The following is a 21380-nucleotide window of genomic DNA, read 5'->3' on the forward strand; positions in this document are numbered from 1 at the left end:
ATACAAATCAATTCCTAAAAGAAAAATTGGGTTCCCTATCATTGTCATCATCAGAAATATTAAATCTTTTAAACAAATCTTCAATTATGAATAAACTTAATAATTGAATTCCTGTTCTTTGTTGTGTTAGGGGTCTGAAAAAAGAGAATGGCTCCGAGCCAACAGTTGATCTTCTGGTTATATTGGAGAGTAATAAGGACAATAAGAGATCACTACCGCTATTTAACTCCAGTGTTGCTCCTGAACCTATAGAGGAAGAGGAGGATGCACTCATTTGATCAATTCGCTCTATGATTTCATTGGCTTTATTTTGAATTGCACGATTTGAGAATGTTCCTTGTAGTTGTTCAAAATTGTACTTTATACTTTCAAACAAAGTCTTTACTCGAGCGTTATTATCACGGCCTCTCATTACAATTTGTTCACTATTTAAAGCAGCGATCTCTAAACGTATATCATTAATTATCGATTTTAATTTAGCGTTGGTATCATGATGTGCGATAGTATCACTAGGAGGCATACGATGACTGGCTTTTATTAACAAACTCAAGCAATTGTTTAATGTTTCAAGACTCGTCACCGTTGACTTATCTCTGGCTCCCAGTTTGGAAAATCGATCTAGTGCGCCTTGATAAGCAAGCTCACCCGAGATCGATTGAAACAGTTTCTTTTTAGCACCAGAGGGTTGCAGCAAGTCTTCGACAGCATCGTTGTACCTATCACTGAAATATTCATAGCCGTGCTCAATCGCCATTTGACGCGTACTTAATAGGGTAACAAGTCTATTTTTATATTGATTATTCACATACTCAAACAAATCATGTTCAATTGCATCTGAATCAACACTTTGTATCCTACCATCATCAATGTTAATGTGTCTCAACATGAGCTCAAAACAACTAATTCCTGAATTTACTCCATTGGCCAGGCGATAATCAAAGCCCTTAAAAGCATCAAAACCAACGATAACTACCGGTAAATCATTCGATTGAAACACTACTTTGTTTAATAGATGAGGTTTACTCTTAAATGCCAAAACCCTTGGTTTTTCGTCATATTTTTGGGAAGGTTTCAACTCTGAATAGTCTGTCACCAAACCATAACTATAAATATTTAATAACAGTTTTATCCATGCATCTTGTTGCTCCTTAGGTAAATCAGGTGGAGTTTCCATATACAGACACACTTTATTTGTCCCACTCTGCGGATATGTATAAAACGAAGGAAATGCCTGATAAGGCCAGCCTAATGATTGTAATTTCTCTCTAGCCTCAATATTTTTTTGAGATGAGAATCTCTTGAAATGCAAAGGTACTGTCGCTTCATTACCTACAAAATCAATTAATGAATCATGTTCAGGAATTATTACCTGGGCAACCAGGTGATCCGGAATTGGATTAATCTCAACTAATGGCTTGGATTTAAAAGCAGACTCTAAACCTGTACTTTCTAAATGACTATTTACAGAACATGCCACATGCCCATCTTTACCTGTGCAATCAAATACAAAATCAGCGGGGTAAATACCATGGGAGCCATCATCTTTTTGAGTAATCACAGCCTTTGGTTGTTCTTCTGATTGTTGTTGTAACTGAATAAACGGCTCATTAACAAAATGAACACCCTTAGTAATCAATTCGTTATACATGATGCGCTCTAATTCTTTAATATGATGAGCGGATGAATGTTTATCAGTATTTATTCTTGTATGTCTATTAACCAGTTCAAAGGTTTGGTGGCTTAAGTGACCAGGTCTCGTATAAAGCCCTGAACGTGGATCGATTATGACAATATTTTCTGGATTGACACCATTGTTTAATAATCGATTTGCGGTATAAAGACCACCTAATCCTGCACCAACAATTACATGTTTTGTCATAATCAAATCTCTCAAATAAAAAAAAGCGATATAATATCCAAAAAAGCATAAGTAAACATTTAGAAACTGATGTTTCTGATTTTAAATTAATCCAAATTTAAAGCACTCATTTTGCCAGAATCACAACTTGATGAAGCTTCTTGAGGCATCAGTTCGCTGTCCGGCTTATTATTAAAGATGCTAAAGCCTGACAGTCTTGCACTGTGAGTTGGCAATGAAGAAGCCTTCAGCCGAGATAATACTTCCCAAATTTGCGAAAATTGAGAACTGGTTTTATCATTTTTATTTCGATTATAAAATAATTCTAACTTTACTTGTTCAAGGAACACCTGGAGGGTTGGTAGCGACGGGTCATGGGATATTAAAACATCCGCACCCAGATTTATTAACAGCAAAACCGCATCCAGCGATTTGTTTGCAATCGCTTCATATAGAGGAGAATTTCCAAAATTATTCTGGCAATTAATATCGGCGCCATGCTCCACCAGATAGCGAATGGCTGTCGGATTATCGGTTATGGCTGCAAGATGCAAGGGAATATTTCCAAGCTTATTCCGTAAATCGATATCGGCCCCATGCCCCAATAGATAGCGAATGGCTGTCAGATTATTGTCTCTGGCCGCTAGATGCAAGGCCGTATTGCCCTCTTTATCAATGGCATTGACATAGATGCCATACTTAATTAGCAAATCCGCTATCCTTTGATAGGCATTTTCGCTGCAGCGTAAATTATGATTATCACTTAATATATGCAGTTCCGTTCTTCCATGCCCGTATTGAATGCCTGGTTTCGCGCCATTTTTCAAAAGAAATTCTATCACATCTAATTTGTTAGCAAATCGCGGATCTTCAACTATACCACGATAAATAGATGATAATAGAGAATAAATGGCTTCGCTCAAAAGCGATTGATGCTTGTCAAAGGGGCTGGTACTATTAAATGTCGCCCCATACTCTTTTAAAATGGCCAGTTGTTCAATTGCATGTTTTGACCGTATAGCATAATAGACAGGCTCACTATACCAGAGATGGCTGGTTTGATTCTCATAGACCTTAATACTGTCTTGTTGTTCCAGTATCTTGTCAATCAATAACCGTATGACTGAAAGACCACTGTATGCACCAGCTCTTATGGTTCTGTTTAGTGTTTCTATGAGTTCAGTGACGCTATGGGGCGAGCGTAATAAAAGACTGATAATGTCACAATACACGCCTGGCGTAGTTTGTTCTGTTGCACTGATTGCAGCCAGCCTTAGAGCTGTTATACCATCTTTATTTCGTTTTGTGACCTTGGCTCCTTTTGCGATTAGGTCGGCTACCTTACTTAAATTACCCGCTTCAACCGCATGGTGTAATCGAGTATTTCCGCGGCTATCTACCTTATTTATATCTATAAACGATTCAAGAAAGTCCACAATTTCTAAATAACCATGCCGTTGTGCCATTTTTAAGGCCTGCATCCGATGGTCCTTATCAATATCGGGATGAGCAGCCAGTAGATTGCAAATCGAAGTAAAACCTTGTTCCGCTGCGCAAACAATAGGAATGATTTCTTTAAGGCTCCAGCAATCACGATACACTTCATTCGGATTAGCGCCCTTGAGAAGCCTTATTTTCACTGCCTCTACATCACCGGCCGCAACCGCACAGGGTAAAGGGACCAAATTCAGGATACCACCTGATTCCAGATGGCCGCGTTTCTCTATAATGCTCTCTATTCTTGATCTGAGTTGGCTGTATCGAGCGGTATGTTCAATCTTGCTCAAATCCTGAAGAGACACCAGGGCACCTTCGGCTCCTTGCACATTTTTAGACTGCAATAGCTCTTTAGTGATTGGCTGGCCATTGAAAGAAAGACCGATAAAGTTAAAAAAAGTGACATCAAGATCAGTTAGAAAATCGAGTGATGAGACATTGCTGCCAACAGCATGATCCAGTAATATTTTTATACAGCCACAATAGGTTTCCCTGTTTTTCTCCCTCAATTCGATATCACTTGCTCTGGAATCCCTTGCTTGGTATCTATAATGGCTTTCGGCGCTGCGTATAGCACGATCGCAATAAGCACCATGATTTACCAGTGCAGCCACCAGTTGAATAGTACCGTTTAGTGCAGCCTGAGTCATTAAAGATATTTCTGTCCCTTTATTCTGGATGAGCTCATTAGGATTGGCGCCCTGCTCCAGTAAAAAAATGGCTACGTCAGTATGATTACCCAGGATGGCTTTGCTTAAACCAAGTACCTCGAATACATGCTCCGAGTACCCACCATCTGGATCGTCTTTGTCTATTACATAACGATACTTTCCCGTGCGCTCCAAATGAGCACCCGCTTTAACAAGCAGTTTAACCAGTTCCAATCGACCTGAACCTATCGCAACATCGATGACTCGTTCAGAAGTCGATTTACCATTGACTACAACAGGAAGCCATGCTTTCAGATTAAACCCCATTTCAAGAAAAAGGCATACCATGTCTTCCTGTCCAGATAACAATGCTTCACTAAAGGCATGTTTAACTGCATTATCGCTATCCCACGCTCTCAATCTACTCTTCTGTTCTTGCAACAAGATTTTAGTTGCTTCAGTATTACCAGCAACCACTTGTTTGTATAAGTCTTGGTTTTCTAAGCCGATAAATGTACGGCTGCTACTGCTACTGCTACTGCTACTGCTACTGCTAAACATATTATAACTCCATTGACTTCATTCGCACTTTTGCACAATGAAATGATAAATACGAATTCTGGTCCCAAAACGTTCACTTTGGCAGCCAAGCCACAATTGAGTGTTTTTATTAGGTGGGGATTGATGCTGAGCCTAATGACGCAGATCTCCTCTTGACTGGTAATACACAGAACCATATGAGCAAATATTACACATATATGGCTTTTTAAATAACTATTGAATTTTTATAGTTGACAAGAAATTGAATGATAGAATAATTTTCGGATATAGTTTTTAACATGGCTCAGAGCCAAGACCTGAACGAACTCGTCAAATATTGGTACCATCATAATGCTCCCAGTTCTGTAGCCTGGTTGCTCGCAACCGGGTTTTTGATTCAGGTTATTGATTTAATCCTGGTTGCAAGCAACCAGGCTACACATGCTAACGCTTTGAGCACTTATTTAGTTAAATTTTTGATACATACCTTAAAAAAGAGCAAAATCTATTTAATAAATGCATTCCATTACATAAAGGTACATCAATACAATGTGGGCCTGATCATGCTTGATAAGGCCCCTTAAAGAAGTAGGACGGATAAATCTAGTCCTGCTAGTGCTAAATACCAAATACTTAATTTGAAATCCCACTTGCTCAGTTCTTCCACAAGCTCCTTCTTAGGCCAAACCCACATCAAATTAATCCAAATTTAAAGCACTCATTGTGCTGGAATCACAACTTGATGAGGCTTCTTGAGGCATCAGTTCGCTGTCCGGCTTGTTATTAAAGATGCTAAAGTCTGACAGTTTTGCGCTGTCAGTTGGCAATGAAGAAGCCTTCAGCCGGGATAATACTTCGTAAATTTGCGAGAGTTGGGCTGTAGTTTCGTCATATTCCTTTCGACTAAAAGTTACTGCTGAATAAAATTGAAAATCGCGTCGATATTCAAGTAATTCTGACTTTACTTGTTTAAGGAACACCTGAAGGCTTGGTAGCGACGGGTCATGGGATATAAAAACATCCGCACCCAGTTTGATTAACAGCAAAACCGCATCCAGCGATTTGTTTGCAATCGCTGCGTATAGAGGAGAATTTCCAAAATTATTCTGACAATTAATATCTGCGCCATGCTCCACCAGATAGCGAATAGCTGTCGAATTATTGGTTATGGCCGCTAGATGCAAGGCCGTATTGCCCTTTTTATCAATGGCATTGACATTGATGCCATACTTAATTAGCAAATCCGCTATCCTTTGATAGGCATTTTCGCTGCAGAGTAAATTATGATTATCACTTAATATATGCAGTTCCGTTCTTCCATTCCCGTATTGAACGCCTGGTTTCGCGCCATTTTTCAAAAGAAATTCTATCACATCTAATCTATTAGCAAATTGCGGATTTTCAACACTAACAGGATAAATAGATGATAATAGAGAATAAATGGCTTCGCTCAAAAGCGATTGATGCTCGTTGTCGGGGGAGATACTATTAAATGTCGCCCCATACTCTTTTAAAATGGCCAGTTGTTCAATTGCATGTTTTGACCGTATAGCATTAATGACAGGCTCAGAATACCAGGGATGGCTGGTTTGATTCTCATAGCGCTTAATACTGTCTTGTTGTTCCAGTATCTTGTCAAGCAATAAGCGCATGACTGAAAGACTGCTGCATACACCATGTATTATGGTGTTGTTTAGTGTTTCTATGAGTTCAGTGACGCTATGGGGAGAGCGCAATAAAAGACTGATGATGTCATAATACACGCCTGGTTCTGCTTTTTCTGTTGCACGAAATGCTGCTAGACGCAGAGCTGTTCGACCAGCGTTATTTCGTTTTGTGACCTTGGCTCCTTTTCCGATTAGGTCGGCTACCTTACTCAAACTACCCGCTTCAACCGCATAGTATAATCGAGTATTTCCAGAGCTATCTACCTGATTTATATCTAAAAACGATTCAATAAAGTCCACAATTTCTAAATAACCATGCTGTTGTGCCATTTTTAAGGCCTGCATCCGATGCCCTTTATCAATATCGGGATGAGCGGCCAGTAGATTGCAAATCGAAGTAAAACCGTGTTCCGCTGCGCAAACAATAGGTATAGTTTCCTTATAAGTCGCATAATCATAATAGGTTTCATTGGGATTGACACCTTTAGCAAGCCTTGTTTTCACAGCCTCTTCATCACCTGCGGCAACCGCACAGGGTAAAGGGACCAAATTCAGGATACCTCCTGATTCCAGATGGCCACGTTTCTCTATAATGCTCTCTATTCTTGATCTGAGTTGGTTATATCGAGCCGTATGTTCAATCGTGCTCAAATCCTGACGAGAAACCAGGGCACCTTCGGCTCCCTGCACATTTTTAGACTGCAATAGCTCTTTAGTGATTGGCTGGCCATTGAATGAAACACCGATAAAGTTAAAAAAAGTGACATCAAGACCCGTTAGAAAATCGAGTGATGAAACATTACTGCCAACAGCATGATCCAGTAATATTTTTATACAGCCACTATAAGTTTCTCTGTTTTTCTCCCTCAATTCGATATCACTTGCTCCGATATCCATTGCTCGGCATTTATAATGCTCTTCGGCACCGCGTATAGCAAGAACGCAATTAGCACCATGATGTACCAGTGCATCCACCAGTTGAATAGTACCGTTTAGTGCGGCCAGAGTCATTAAAGATATTTCTGTCCCTTTATTCCAGATGAGCTCATTAGGATTGGCGCCCTGCTCCAGTAAAAAAAGGGCTATGTCAGTATGATTACCCATGATGGCTTTGCTTAAACCAAGTACATTGAATACTTGCTCCGAGTACCCGCCATTTGGATGGTCTTTGTCTATTACATAACGAGACTTTTCTGTGCGCTCCAAATGAGCACCCGCTTTAACAAGCAGTTTAACCAGTTCCAATCGACCTGAACCTATCGCAACATCGATGGCTTGTTGAGTAGTCTTCCTGCCATTGACTACTACCGGAAGGTATTCTTTCAGATTAAACCCCATTTCAAGAAATAGGCATACCATGTCTTCCTGTCCAGATAACAATGCCTCACTAAAGGCACATCGAACCATATAATCGCTATGCCACGCTCTCAATCTACTCTTCTGTTCTTGCAACAATATTTTAGTCGCTTCAGTATTACCAGCAACCACTTGTTTGTATAAGTCTTGGTTTTCTGAGCCGAGCATAGGACTGCTACTGCTACTGCTACTGCTACTGCTACTGCTACTGCTACTGCTACTGCTACTGCTAAACATATTAAAACTCCATTGACTTCATTCGCACTTTTGCACAATAAAATAATAAAAAAGTTCTGCTCCAAAAACGTTCACTTTGGCAGCCAAGCCACAATTGAGTGTTTTTTAGATGGGGATTGATGCTGAGCCTAATGACACAGATCTCCTCTTGACTGCTAACATACAGAACCACATGAGCAAATATTACACAAATGTGGCTTTTTAAATAACTATTGAATTTTTATAGTTGACAAGAAATTGAGTACTAGAATAATTTTCGGATATAGTTTTTAACATAGTTCAGAGCCAAGACCTGAACGAACTCGTCAAATATTGGTACCCTCATAATGTTCCCAGTTCTGTAGCCTGGTTGCTCGCAACCGGGTTCTTGATTCAGGTTATTGATTTAATCCTGGTTGCAAGCAACCAGGCTACACTTGTTTTAATCGAAGCTGGTGGAACATGGAATGGTGAACCAGGATTCAGATCATAATTCACCCCAAATTATTATGCTGCTTTTATAATTGACCCAAGCGAACATAATATTGAGGCTGTTTTTGATTCTAAACCGTAAGTTTTGACATGAATGGAGCCACTACCCCTACTTATTTCAAAAAATTTCAAAAATAAAGACATGTATCTCATAAATTGTGTATAATATATATACAGAGTTAATTTGAGTTTGAAATGTTTTTACTTCAAGACTTTAATATTTTAAAAAACAATTTTGATGGCTATCCAGATAGTGTTTTCATTAAAGATTGTAATTTCCGTTATCAATATCTAAATAAGCAAATCATTAAGGATATGGCTCTGGAAAAAAGCAATACTTTGGATAGAAGTGATGCAGAAATGTATCATGCACAATATGCCTCCATATATAATGCGCATGACGAAGCGTGCCTTAAGGGACAGATTTACTATCAATTGGAACAAGTTCCGGTACCGAATCAGTCAGAGTTATTTTCTTTAACGCTCAAACATCCTTTAAAAGATCATAACGGAATCATTTCGGGAATATTAGGGTTTTGCACCTTTATGGACTTCGAAGCTTTGGTATTTTGCTTAAAACTGAAAAAAAATAATTTAACTCACTTAAGTATTGCTGATAATTGTTATGAGCTCATTGAAAAAAATATAAATCTAAGCTCACGGGAATTACAGGTATTATTTTATTTTCTGCAAGGCAAATCAGCGAAGAATATTGCATATCAATTAAATATTGCCGAAGTAACGGTAAATTTCCATCTGAACAATATTAAAGATAAGTGGCAGTGTTTTTCAAGAGAAGGTATTTTTGATAAGGCAATTCAAAAAGGACTTTTCGGATTTTCTGGAATATGGGATTTATTAAAGCAGTCCGCATTAAGTTCAAAAATATCTATTGAATAGCTTGATTTTTTACATGAGGTATATCGTTGTCCTCGTGTTTAAATAGTGTCTCACAAAAGGAAGCAGCATAAGACGCACAAATCGCAGGATGTCATAATCGAACGTGTTAATAAACCTTATACTTTTCACTTTGTTGAACGAATATCTTTTCTGTAATTAAATTAATAATGTAGTCCCTGCTTTTAGAAAGCAGTGTATTGCTTTGTTTTAAACTTGAATGGAGCAATTGATTTGTTTTTTGCTTGTGGCGGCTGAATCCCATTCCTATCCCGAAAATAAAACCAAGAATTATGGAAGATACAGCGAAAACAATCCAGGTGAAATTAGAGACAGGAGCAATGGCTTTAACTCCTATAAGAATTGAAGCTACTGTCCATCCTATGCTAAGCAGTACTTCAGTGCAGGCGACACCCGAGGCTGTACCATAAACAATAGCCCTCAAACGCCCAATTTTGGGAATATTTTGGTACGTTTCATGTACTACAGATTCAAAGGTCACCTCATTCTCTATAAAATGACGATTGATGAACTCTATGAGCGCTTTTCTGAGTGATTTATTAAAAGATAATTCCTTATCGTTCAAAAGCTCCAAAAAAGAAACCGAATCAATCTGATTTCTATATATCGGATCGCTTAAAGCCAATCTGATGGGTGCCTGCCATTTGATATTGAAACGAAGATCTTTAAGTTCATTGTATTGATGACAGACCGATAAAATAAAAGCGTCTGTAATCACCATATGATTCTGTTCTACTAAATGATGTACATGTCTTTTGAAATTTGAATCATTCGGGAACAAACTTCTTAATTTCAATAATTCGTAGAGTATTTCGTCATGTGAGTTAATAAACTCTTTAATTTCTGATGATAAACTCAAATATAGACTGTCTATATCAGTTACTAATTTTTTAAAACCATAATAGGCTATTGGAATCGACAAAAAAAGCGAGATAATGGTTGTTATTGCAATTGTATAGGTTGAAATGGGTCCTTTAAAACCATCTGGAGCCATAGGAGCGGTAGTGTACCAAAATGCAGCAGAAATCAGGCCGGCAATCCCTATTCCTTCAAAAATAGCATGAGCGCTAAGAATAATTTTGTCACTTCTGGCAACAATACATTCTGTTGTTCCATTCAATTCAGGAATACTGGTACGCATCATTTTCTTTTTTGAAATCAGTTCTTTATCTGCATTCATCACTAATTCTCAAATAAAAAGTCATACAGCAAAAAACTTATAGTAGCAGTAAAAGACGAATACTTAAAAATTCTATTCTGATAAAAATTAAAACATCGACAAACGGTTAATTACTGTGCTGAGCCAGATTTTTGGTATTATTTTTCTTAGTTCCTTGAACCATACCCACTCGAGGTCTGTGCATAAAAATTGTGATACTGTCACTGGTAAGAAGAACTTCTCCTTCAGAATTAATTACCTGTACCGCTAATGTATGTTTCCCTCTATAGATTCCATTTAATTGGAACAGAAGGTTCGGTTGGGGGTCTCCCATAGGCGCGCCATCAAAAATGATTTGTAGATTATCGCCCTGTGCCAGAGCTGGCTCTAATTCAACAGCTACAACAACATAGCCTTGGTTATTACGAATCGTTGCTTCGTTAAGAGGCTGTACTATCCCTATTTTAGTATATTTATGTTCCTCAGAAATGGATGTCTCTTTCTTCTCTTGATTTTCGGTATCACTGCCTGATTGCTTAACAGGTGGAGTATAGCTTTGAGCATCCGGGATCTTTAACTGCTCAGAACCCGGATGAGGTCGATCACTAAAATGTACTACGCCCTGACTGTCAATCCATTTATAGATTTGTGCGTATGATGCGCAAATCAATAACATACAGGTAACAGCCAGAAGTAGTTTATTCATCAATATGTTCCTTAAAGACTATAATATAGCTCAAATTCATAAGGATGAGTCAAGCTTCTAATTTTAGTGATTTCTTCTTCCTTCATTGCGATGTAATTGTTGATGAAATCCCTACTGAATACATCACCATGCAATAAGAACTCATGATCTGCTCTCAGATGCTCCATAGCCTGCTCCAGAGAAGAACACACAGTTGGAACATCAACAAGCTCTTCAGGAGGTAAGTCATACAGATCTTTATCCATTGGTTGACCTGGATGAATTTTCTTCTGAATGCCATCAAGACCAGCCATCATCATTGCAGAAAATGCCAGATAGGGATTTGCTGTTGGATCAGGAAAACGTACTTCAATACGACGCGCTTTGGGATTATTTACATGGGGTATACGAATCGCAGCGGAACGGTTTCTGGCAGAATAAGCCAATAATACTGGAGCTTCAAATCCTGGAACCAGACGCTTATAACTGTTTGTTGAAGGATTGGTAAAGGCATTCAACGCACGAGCATGTTTGATAATACCACCAATGTAATAGAGCGCCGTATCAGATAAACCAGCATATTGATCGCCAGAAAATAGGTTAACACCATCTTTACTTAACGATTGATGACAGTGCATACCGCTGCCATTATCGCCCACTAAAGGCTTAGGCATAAATGTAGCCGTCTTGCCATAATTATGAGCTACATTATGAATGACGTATTTTAAAATTTGTAATTCATCAGCTTTTTGAGTGAGGCTGTTAAAACGAGTAGCTACCTCACATTGGTTTGCAGTTGCCACTTCATGATGATGGGCTTCAACAACAGTGCCTAAAGCTTCTAAAGTTAAACAGATTGCCGAACGAATATCATGTGAAGAATCGACTGGAGGAACAGGGAAATAACCACCCTTCAGAGGAGGTCTGTGTCCAATATTGCCACCTTCCATTTCTTTACCTGAATTCCATTGCGCTTCATCAGAATCGATTAAATAAAATGAGCCACTGATACTGGTTTCCCAGCGAACATTATCAAAAAGGAAAAACTCAGGTTCTGGACCAAAGTTCACCACATCAGCAAGACCGGTAGATTGCAAATACGCTTCGGCACGTTGAGCAATGGAACGAGGACAACGATCATATCCCAGCATGGTTTGTGGATCGACAACATTGCATCGTATAAATAAAGTATTATCCTGAAAAAATGGATCGAGCTTAATCGAATTTAAATCAGGCATCAGTGCCAAATCTGACTGATGAATTTTCTGCCAACCTTTAAAGGAAGAACCATCAATCATTTTTCCATTTTCGATAAAATCATCATCAATTGCTGAAACAGGTATCGTGATATGTTGCTCTTTACCTCGTATATCAGTAAATCTCAGATCAATAAATTTTGCATCATGTTCCTTTATTGCTGCAAGCACTACATTTTTACTCATCTTTTAGTCTCCAGGATAGTCCGCGTATAGTTTACCTTAAGTGACTTATTAATCCCAATAGATTACACTCTATAGTTTTCTACTTGATCAAAGTTAATATGGGCGCGTACCAATATCAAGCGCTAAAAAAAAATGGCAGTGCAAATAAGGGAGTCATCGAAGCGGATTCCGAACGTCACGCACGCCAATTATTAAGGGAACAAGGCTTAATCCCAACCCAGGTACAAACGCTGGCGCAACAGCGTACCGGAAATACCAAGGGTAAAATTTCTGCAGCCGATCTCTCACTACTAACCCGACAATTAGCTACTCTGCTCGCCGCAGGGATCCCTGTAGAGGAATCATTACGTGGAGTGAGCGAACAGACTGAAAAAGATAAAGTGAGAGAACTCATTATAGGTATTCGTGCCAAAGTACTTGAAGGCTATGGATTGGCTCAGGCAATGTCCTATTACCCCAATGCTTTTCCTGAACTTTATCGCGCCACGGTAGGATCGGGTGAGCAAACCGGTCGCCTGGATTTGGTTCTCGAGAAACTGGCTGATTACACCGAAAATCAACAACAAACACGGCAAAAAGTACAACAAGCTCTCATCTACCCGATACTGATGATTCTCGTTTCCACTGCAATAATCAGTTTTCTGCTCACTTTTGTTGTACCCAAAATAATCGAAGTTTTTACCAGTAGCGGCCAAACCCTACCCGGTATGACCGAACTTTTAATTCGGATCAGCGATTACATTAAATCTTACGGCCTCTATACTTTAGTTGCTTTAATACTTCTATTTGCAGGATTCAAAAAGAGTCTGAACAATATCAAAATTAAAACAGCTTGGCATCGTTTTTTACTGAAATTGCCCATAGTTTCCTATCTGGTGAAAACCATTAATGTGGCACGGTATATTCATACCTTTGGTATATTGTTTGCGGCAGGGGTCAGTGTGCTGGAAACCATGCGTGTCTCAGCAAGCCTGGTCACCAATGTAGTGATGCGACAGTCTTTTGATACTGCTACGCTTAGAGTCAGAGAAGGAAGCGGGATTAGCGAAGCACTGAAAGAAACACATTATATCAGTCCCATGGCCATTCATTTGATTGCCAGTGGAGAAAAAAGTGGACAACTTTCGAATATGATGGAGCGAGCAGCTACTCATTTGGATAATGAGGTGAAACGATTAATTGATACATCATTAACCTTGTTAGAGCCTCTGGTGATTCTGTTTATGGGTGCCGTTGTACTATTTATTGTTCTGGCTACATTATTGCCTATATTTTCGATGGAACAACTGGTGGCCTGAACGTACTACAGAATATATTCATCAGGTCAGCGGAAGCATGTTATAATTCACTATTTAGTTATAAGAGGAACATAGATGAACAGGCAAAAAGGCTTTTCTTTGATTGAAATTATGGTAGTTGTAGTGATTTTAGGAATTCTTGCTTCTATTGTAGTTCCCAAAATTATGGGTCGACCTGATGAAGCACGAAAAGTAAAAGCCAAACAGGATGTTCTGGCCATACAAAATGCGCTGGATTTATATAAACTGGATAATGGCTCCTATCCAACAACAGATCAGGGATTAATCGCTCTTGTTGAAAAACCAACAAGTAATCCTGCACCTACGAATTGGAAACAATACCTTAAGTCAGTTCCCAAAGATCCATGGGGAAGAGATTATCTTTACTTGAATCCCGGACAACACGGTGAAGTCGATGTATTTACTTTAGGTGCAGAGGGACAACCTGGTGGTACAGGTATCAATGCGGAGATTGGTAACTGGGATGACCACTAAACGAGGATTTACCTTAATTGAGATTTTGATTGTCATCGTGATTTTAGGCATTACCGTAGGTTTTGCCTTAATCTCGTTCGGTGACTTTGGTGCAAGCAAACGGATCCTGTTTGCAGCGGATCAATTGGCAAACACTATACGTCTGGCTCAACAGCAAGCTATATTGGAAAGCAGTACCATGGGTCTTCGTATCGACAGTACCAGTTATCAAATTTTAAAATTCCAGGAATCAACTGAATGGAACCCTGTATCCAGTAAAGGGATTTTCAAAATTAATTACTTCCCTAAAAATACTGTAATAACACTTAAAACTGGAAACAAACCCGCACAAGGAACACCCGTTATCGTAATAAGCTCCTCTGGAGATATAACTCCTTTTACAATGGTATTTGGTACCACTAAAGAAGAGGTGATCACCACTCTGACTGGCACACATGATGGCACTTTATCGTTCAGTACGGCCAAACCCAAATGATTTCAAAACTTAAATTGAACAGTAATAACTCAGGATTTACTTTGATTGAGGTCTTGCTTGCTCTTGCTATTATTGCCATCGCTTTAACCGCTCTATTGAAAGCTACTGCTCAAAATATTGAAAACACGCATCGTATTAAAGAAAAAACCATCAGCCATTGGATTGCAATGCAAGGTGTTTCAATGATTCAGTTAAATTTATTACAGGTTAACCAAAGCCAGGAATCCACCCAGGCAACAACGATGTTAGGCGAACAATGGTATTGGAGAGCAAAAATCAGCGCAACTCCACTTAATAAAGTACAACAAATCACCATTTCAGTAAGTCCCAAGCAAACAGGGCCATTTAGAGAAGAACTGATCGCCTACAGGTATCTGCCATGAAAAAATACACGGGCTTTACTTTAATTGAAATTTTAATCGCTCTGACTGTATTTGCCATTTTAGCAACGATTACGTCCTCTACTCTGTATTACGCCTTTAATGCCCGCACACGAGTAAATGAACAGGCTGAACGTTTAAATTCACTTCAATTAGCAATAAGCATCATCCAGCAAGATACAACACAAACTGTTGAACGCCCCATCAGAGGAAATGAAATGCGATTGTTTCCTGGATTCGTTGGACAGGCACAATATCTGGAATTGACTCGAGATGGTGTTATTAACCCCAAAAGTATCGAAAAACGAAGCAGTCTCAAACGTATCGCCCTGGTTTGTCAGGATGGAACACTCATTCGCCGAACCTGGTCCAGCCTTGATCCATTAGATAGAAATATTTATGAAGATAAAGAATTAGTGAATAATCTAAGCGACTGTTATTTCAATTATTTAAATCAAAACCTGCAGGTATTGTCTGAGTGGCGCGAACAGGCTCTCGCTCAAAATCAACGTAAAGAACCTCTACCCAAAGCCATACAAATTAATTTAAAACTGAATGACTGGGGTAAATTAAACCTATTGTTTATAATCCCTGAGGCTCTTTATGCAACCACATAATAAAACTCGAGGAGGCGCCCTTCTTACCGCTCTATTTATTATGACACTGGTGGCAATTGTTGCTACAGCAATGAGTACCCGATTACAATTGGATATCTACAGAACTCGTTTGATTATCATCCACGATAAATTGTATCTTGCCTCTCAAGCCGTTACATTCTGGTCACTTGGTGAACTAAATAATAAAAAAAATAAATTTATCAAAGTAGATGATCAAGGTATGGTGGACGCATTTCCTAAAAACAGGGAATCGATTTATCCTCAAGTCACTTTATCAGGTGGCCTCTATGACTTACAAGCTCGATTTAATCTTAATAATCTGGTTGATAAAAAATTCACTTTACCCTTTATTAATCTCCTGGGTATGGTTGATTCCAACGCAAATAGTATGGATAAGATCAATTTGGCAATGGCATTAAAAAATTGGCTGATGACTTATGATCTTTCTCGAGGTAAAGATATTTATACCTCCTATTACCACTCGCAAAAACCAGCGTATAACCCAAGCCATCAACTCATGAAAAGCCGATCAGAGTTTCGTCTGGTAAAGGATGTAACCGCTCCTTTGTTTTTAGCTCTGGAGCCCTACATTACCGTATTGCCTGAAACGACTCCCATTAACATCAATACCGCTCCCAAAAAACTCCTGATGTCTCTTGGAAATGGACTGAGTGACGCTCAATCGAATGAGCTAATCATGGCCAGGGGTGAAACCGGGATTGAAGATCTTAAAGATATTGACGAATTAATAAAAAAAATTGACCTGCCTTCGGAGCAAATAACAATAGAAAGTAAGTATTTTCTCAGTGTAGCTTTTGCGAAAAGCGATGAATTTAAACTGGTTATCTATACCTTGATGCAACGTGATAAAGACAAGAAAGGTACTATAACGGTAAGTATAATCAGAGAAAGTATTAATTATTTTTAATTAAATTTCGAGCTCAGTTTTGCATTATTCCAAACATTAGAAGAGCACAGCTTGTCACAGATAGCCCGTCACTATTTAGCTATGCTTAATTACTAAACCAGATTTGTAATTTTTATAAGATTGTCCTCTTCTCAAAAGAAAAGATCCATCCTGAACACCAGGGTCTGTTAACATTTCATCATATTATTCTCAACGTCGCACAATATCGAAATCTGATGTGTTAACACACCTTAATATGAAGTTATTTTAGAGTCATATTAATAGTTGATTCAGTATCCTGCGTTTGGCTGTATTGAGGAAATTTTTGATTTATTGAATCAAGCGCTTCTTCAAGGGTATTCGCATTAAGTACTATCTGGAATATGGTGAGGCGATTAGTTACATGCTGAGAATCTGGGGATACATAGCTTTCTTTAATGGTACTATTCCTCTCAAAGCCCTGATTAGCAATCTCTTTAATTGTTGTAAAATCCGCATTATCTTTTATAGCATGTAACAAGTGAACCAGATTCGGGTAGACTTGTTCTTTTAATTTTGACCCAGGCTCAATAAATACATCACTTTCTAATAATCGACGTAATTCTTCATAAGCGTTTTGACTGCTATGCTTTTCTGATGAAACCGATGAATGCTGTGCTTGAGCATTATCGCCGTTGATATCAAAACCAAACTCCGTGAAAGAAATTTCATCATTATAATCCACGTTATCTTCGTGCGCTTCCGTAACTGGCATAGGTTCACTCCAAAAACTACTCGAAGGCGCTGCCACGGACTCGTCCCTCAGATGTTTAACTTCCGCATCCAGTGATTCATAGAATGAGACGCCTTCAACATTTTTCCACGAACACTGATCATAAAAGAATAGATGGTTTTGTCTGAGCGTGTCCATTGACGTAATCACACCATACCCCAGTTTAAGAGCACTCATGGCGGTCTCTTTTACACAAGCTTCCATATGATGCCCCAGGATAACCAGGTGAGTAATCCCAGCGTCTTTTAGCTGATTATCAAGCGGATATTCAACACCCTCGTGAGGATGAACAAGAAATGCACTAGTATGAAATTTATGAAATTCCGACACAAGTTCTTTGTTTGTTGCTTTATTCATGAGTAACTTTCTTGTCGGTGTTTCTCCGTATACAAACCACATGGGTAAATTATGAGTATTGGCAAATTCAATTACCCTTTCCTGTTTTCTACTGATTAGTTGATCATAACTCTCTACATCTCCTGTAGCTTCACGATCCTCATCAATAACAAGGATGGCAACCTTGTTGCCTTCAGTATTGTTTACTCTCAATATCTCGTTTGCAATTTCTTTCATAGTTAACTCTATAACAGCATTCTTTATTATACTGTAGTAAAGTTGACCAATTATTTCAATAATTTAACTAATGGGCGCTCTAATAGAAAGTGATATAGGTGCCAACAACTTTGCTAATAATTACAGTTAAAATAGCCTTAACAAAGATAAGCACTCATTACGTCCCAACCCTAGGATTGTTTAATCGAGAGTATGCGACAGTTTGGAAGAAAGAAAGTGAATGTTATCCACATCATAGTCTTTTTGAGGATGTGCATTAATGTATTTATCTGACATTACCAGATAGTTATTAACAAATCCTTCATATACAGAAAGTCCTCCTTTCATTTCCAATTCGCAAAGATCTGCAAAATGAGCATTAACTTCACCAGAGCCATCCACACCAAATTTTGCAGCCAGTTTTGGTTTTTCAGAGTCTTTAACTCGGACATAACAAATTTCATCAAGGAAATCGCGAAAGGGTCTATATTCTTCAGGACACTTATCAATTACAGGCTCTCTTGATTTCGATCTGGTGGTTCCAGTCCGGATTTCTTCTTTATATTTAGCTACTCTGGAGGCTAAAGTTGACGTAGCTAATGTCTGATCTCCTTCGTGTTGAATATGGCACTGATAAGGATCTGAATGAATGTATTTTTGACCTGGTGTAACATGCCATCCTGTAAACTCCAATAAATTTTTAACAATTGATTTTGATATGGAGGGGATTAAAGGGGTTCTGTCAATCATGTCAGAAACTGCCGCTTTAAATGATTTAAATGCGTTATTCATGATAAGTCGTAATTGTATATCGGCTTGCTTCTCAATCTCTTTTTTAACTTCCATGGCAACCGAGGCCCCAAAACAATCACCTTGTAAAACAATATCATCGGGTTTGACGCCCTGATTTAATAAAGAGACGACCACGGCAATACCCGCGTTAGTTAAATCATTCGCTTCCTCAACCTTCCCTGTACTCAACCCAATGCCTGGAAAATTGAATGCATGTACTGTTGCTCCAGTTTCTTTTGCCGCGGCACTAATATCTCGAAAGCAGGCTTGATAGTATGTATTTGCGCCAGTAAAATAGACGATGTGTTTGCCTGTTCCTGGTTTTGAAGGAGCATCCAACTCAGGTTCGCATTTAAGTACCTCCAATTCACATGGTTCTCCTGAGACCAATTGAGAGGGGACAGTATTTAAATTAAAATTTAGACCTTTGAACGTTGTATAATAATTTGAGTCAGGTTTCGATTTTTGTTGATTAAGAAAATCATCAAATGGCGCAAAAGGCTTATCATCAGCACTTTTACCTCCATAGCCCTTTATTTTATACCAATCTCCGTCCCCCTCAGGAAAAAGTGATTTAGCTACTGACAATTTAAGATAATTTTGAAAAAAGGAACTATTCTTCGCAATCTTTGATTCAATATTTTTGGCCATTAAAACACCTTTTTAGCAAAATAATAAACGCCATATTGAAAGTATAGTACGACTATATGATGTTTTTTTAGGCAAAAGATGCAGCATGAATAAAAGAGGCTAGAGCAACCGGACTGAATGAAACAAAAGCAAAAGCAAAAGCAAAAGCTAATCCGTACAATATTTTATTATCATATCAATTCGAACAAATAATTACAGAAAAGCATTCTTAAAATTATTCGGGAAAATCAGATTAACTAGCATAAGTTCAAGGATATACCCCTGTAGATAGGTGATCACAGATTAGTTGGTTTTTTTTGAACTCGTTATGACGATCTGAAAATCAAATTAGAATTAAATAAGAATGAATCAATACACATTCTAGCTGAATCTTTGGATGTCTTATCTGAAACTCTCTTATGAATTCGGAAGCCAAACTCAATGGTTCAGTGATTCACCTGTTTTTGTTCGTACTCATATAGGACCGGCATTTGTACAAAATAAACAAATTAAAATGGTGTTAATTCAACAAATTCACTTAAAAAGTTATAGATCATCTTAATCATCATAGTTCACTTGAGGTTGTAAAGGCCCTAGTTCCTTAATAAACTTATCGCCCGCTATTTTATCTTGCTCCGTCAATTTCCCTTCAAGTGCCTTAAGTTGTTTTTGCGCGTCTTCATTTTTATTATTTGCTGCGATCTTAAGCCATGCATAGGCCTTAACCAAATTTTTATCGACTCCTAGACCAGCCATATACATATAACCTAATTTGGCCTGTCCAATTGGATTGCCTTGAGCAGCAGATTTTCCAAACCAGAACGCTGCTTGTTGATAATCTTTATCGACTCCAGTTCCAGTTAACAACAGCTGACCAATTTGAGCCTGGGCTTCTGGTTGTCCTTTTTCAGCTGCTGCCTGATACCAGTATGCTGCTTTTTGAGGATTAGCGTCGACTCCATATCCTTTTAAATAGTAATAAGCCAAATAAGTCTGTGCGTTAACATGTCCATGGTTTGCTGCTTGAGAAAACCAATAAAATGCTGCAGAATCATCTGCTGTTACTCCACCTTGCTGTCCGGTATATAATAATCCCAGACTATACTCCCCTTTCTCATCGCCCTGTTCCGCGGCTTTTTGATACCATTCCAACGCTTTGTTTACATCTTTAGGAGTACCTTTACCCATCATATATTGATATCCCAAATTGACTTGTGCTTTGCTATAACCTTGATCAGCAGCTTTTCTAAACCAGACAAATGCATTATCATCATTAGCCTGAACACCGTCACCTGTAGCGTACATTAAGCCAATATTTCTTTGTGCGATTGGATTTCCCTGTTCAGCAGCCTTCATATACCATTTAAAGGCTTCAGTGAAGTTTTGGGTTACCCCTTTTCCAGTATCATATAAAAACCCAAGGCTTAATTGCGATAATGCATTATTTTTTTCAGCGGATTTTAAGTACCAATTTCGTGCCTCTTCAAAACTTTCCGGAACGCCATATCCATACTGATACATACGACCCAGCAAATACATGGCTTCTTCATTCCCTTCTTTGGCTGCCTGCATTAAATGAGGATATGCTGTTGTATAATCACCATTTTCATAAGCAGCGAATCCAATAAGTTCATCTGCAAATGCCGTATTTATTACCAACATCATTAATCCTAGGATAAACCCGCGCATGCCTACTCCAATTCGACTCCCTTAACATAAAGAGTAGAATAAAGAGCCAACAAAGCAAGTAATTGAACAAAATTAGAGGGTTAATTATAAAGCGCGTATTTAGAAGTCAGTTCCCAATAGCCTTGGGAATAACGTCATTCCGAATGCAATGAGGGATCTCCTGAGCGTGGTATTGTGCCTGCATTTGGAGATCCTTCACTGCGTTCAGGATGACGAAACTCAATCGTCATCCCGAGTGTAACAAGGGAACTCCTGAACGTGGCATTGAGCCTGTATTTGGAGATCCTTCACTG

At 38.6% G+C, this 21380-nt stretch carries 17 protein-coding genes; 8 read left to right on the forward strand and 9 right to left on the reverse strand.

Annotation, left to right across the window (positions count from 1 at the left end):
* Positions 1–7: 7 nt before the first annotated feature.
* Together IZU94_RS13685 and IZU94_RS13690 are read right to left on the reverse strand one after the other, a co-directional pair.
* Positions 8–1879 (reverse strand): hypothetical protein, encoded by a 1872-nt coding sequence (locus IZU94_RS13685; protein WP_203111544.1) that lies wholly within the window; start codon positions 1877–1879, stop codon positions 8–10.
* An 86-nt stretch (positions 1880–1965) separates the two neighbouring features.
* Positions 1966–4566 carry an ankyrin repeat domain-containing protein gene (locus tag IZU94_RS13690; RefSeq protein ID WP_203111547.1) on the reverse strand — a complete coding sequence of 867 codons (2601 nt, stop codon included), beginning with the start codon at positions 4564–4566 and terminating at the stop codon, positions 1966–1968.
* Between the two features lie 278 nt (positions 4567–4844).
* On the opposite strand from IZU94_RS13690, the gene IZU94_RS13695 reads away from it, so the two are divergent.
* Entirely contained in the window at positions 4845–5129 is a 285-nt protein-coding gene (locus tag IZU94_RS13695; protein ID WP_203111550.1) for a hypothetical protein, read from the forward strand.
* A 114-nt stretch (positions 5130–5243) separates the two neighbouring features.
* On the opposite strand, the gene IZU94_RS13700 is transcribed toward IZU94_RS13695, so the two are convergent.
* The gene (locus tag IZU94_RS13700) at positions 5244–7805 is read right to left on the reverse strand and encodes an ankyrin repeat domain-containing protein (protein WP_203111553.1); all 2562 of its coding nucleotides are present in this window, start codon (positions 7803–7805) and stop codon (positions 5244–5246) included.
* Positions 7806–8471: 666 nt separating this feature from the next.
* On the opposite strand from IZU94_RS13700, the gene IZU94_RS13705 reads away from it, so the two are divergent.
* Positions 8472–9176 carry a LuxR C-terminal-related transcriptional regulator gene (locus IZU94_RS13705; protein ID WP_203111561.1) on the forward strand — a complete coding sequence of 235 codons (705 nt, stop codon included), beginning with the start codon at positions 8472–8474 and terminating at the stop codon, positions 9174–9176.
* Between the two features lie 106 nt (positions 9177–9282).
* Here IZU94_RS13705 and IZU94_RS13710 read toward each other — a convergent pair whose 3' ends face one another.
* The 3 genes from IZU94_RS13710 to glnA form a co-directional block, all read right to left on the reverse strand.
* Entirely contained in the window at positions 9283–10374 is a 1092-nt protein-coding gene (locus tag IZU94_RS13710) for a hypothetical protein (RefSeq protein WP_203111563.1), read from the reverse strand.
* Between the two features lie 106 nt (positions 10375–10480).
* Positions 10481–11059 carry a DUF4124 domain-containing protein gene (locus IZU94_RS13715; protein WP_203111566.1) on the reverse strand — a complete coding sequence of 193 codons (579 nt, stop codon included), beginning with the start codon at positions 11057–11059 and terminating at the stop codon, positions 10481–10483.
* Between the two features lie 11 nt (positions 11060–11070).
* Complete coding sequence (gene glnA, locus IZU94_RS13720; protein WP_203111569.1) at positions 11071–12480, reverse strand: type I glutamate--ammonia ligase; 1410 nt, start codon at positions 12478–12480, stop codon at positions 11071–11073.
* A 98-nt stretch (positions 12481–12578) separates the two neighbouring features.
* On the opposite strand from glnA, the gene lspF reads away from it, so the two are divergent.
* The 6 genes from lspF (at position 12579) to gspK (ending at position 16673) form a co-directional block, all read left to right on the forward strand.
* Positions 12579–13778, forward strand: coding sequence for a type II secretion system inner membrane protein GspF (lspF, locus tag IZU94_RS13725; RefSeq protein ID WP_203111657.1), 1200 nt, complete (start codon positions 12579–12581; stop codon positions 13776–13778).
* Positions 13779–13853: 75 nt separating this feature from the next.
* Positions 13854–14273, forward strand: coding sequence for a type II secretion system major pseudopilin GspG (gene lspG, locus IZU94_RS13730; protein ID WP_203111572.1), 420 nt, complete (start codon positions 13854–13856; stop codon positions 14271–14273).
* Positions 14263–14748, forward strand: a complete 486-nt coding sequence (gene gspH / locus IZU94_RS13735; RefSeq protein ID WP_203111575.1) for a type II secretion system minor pseudopilin GspH — start codon at positions 14263–14265, stop codon at positions 14746–14748. The genes lspG and gspH overlap by 11 nt, the downstream gene beginning before the upstream one ends.
* Positions 14745–15131, forward strand: a complete 387-nt coding sequence (gene lspI, locus IZU94_RS13740; protein WP_203111588.1) for a type II secretion system minor pseudopilin GspI — start codon at positions 14745–14747, stop codon at positions 15129–15131. The genes gspH and lspI overlap by 4 nt, the downstream gene beginning before the upstream one ends.
* Entirely contained in the window at positions 15128–15745 is a 618-nt protein-coding gene (gene lspJ, locus IZU94_RS13745) for a type II secretion system minor pseudopilin GspJ (protein ID WP_203111599.1), read from the forward strand. The genes lspI and lspJ overlap by 4 nt, the downstream gene beginning before the upstream one ends.
* Complete coding sequence (gene gspK, locus IZU94_RS13750; RefSeq protein WP_203111602.1) at positions 15732–16673, forward strand: type II secretion system minor pseudopilin GspK; 942 nt, start codon at positions 15732–15734, stop codon at positions 16671–16673. The genes lspJ and gspK overlap by 14 nt, the downstream gene beginning before the upstream one ends.
* Positions 16674–16914: 241 nt before the next feature.
* Here gspK and IZU94_RS13755 read toward each other — a convergent pair whose 3' ends face one another.
* From IZU94_RS13755 to IZU94_RS13765, 3 genes are all read right to left on the reverse strand, one after another.
* Positions 16915–17997: an isochorismatase family protein gene (locus IZU94_RS13755; RefSeq protein ID WP_203111605.1), complete on the reverse strand. Its 1083-nt coding sequence runs from the start codon at positions 17995–17997 to the stop codon at positions 16915–16917.
* Positions 17998–18177: 180 nt separating this feature from the next.
* Complete coding sequence (gene sdbB / locus IZU94_RS13760) at positions 18178–19419, reverse strand: Dot/Icm T4SS effector alpha/beta hydrolase (RefSeq protein ID WP_203111609.1); 1242 nt, start codon at positions 19417–19419, stop codon at positions 18178–18180.
* A gap of 537 nt (positions 19420–19956) precedes the next feature.
* Positions 19957–21087, reverse strand: a complete 1131-nt coding sequence (locus IZU94_RS13765; RefSeq protein WP_203111612.1) for a tetratricopeptide repeat protein — start codon at positions 21085–21087, stop codon at positions 19957–19959.
* Positions 21088–21380: the final 293 nt, after the last annotated feature.

The organism is Legionella bononiensis (assembly GCF_016786215.1).
In the GTDB taxonomy this organism is placed as follows: Bacteria; Pseudomonadota; Gammaproteobacteria; order Legionellales; family Legionellaceae; genus Legionella; species Legionella bononiensis.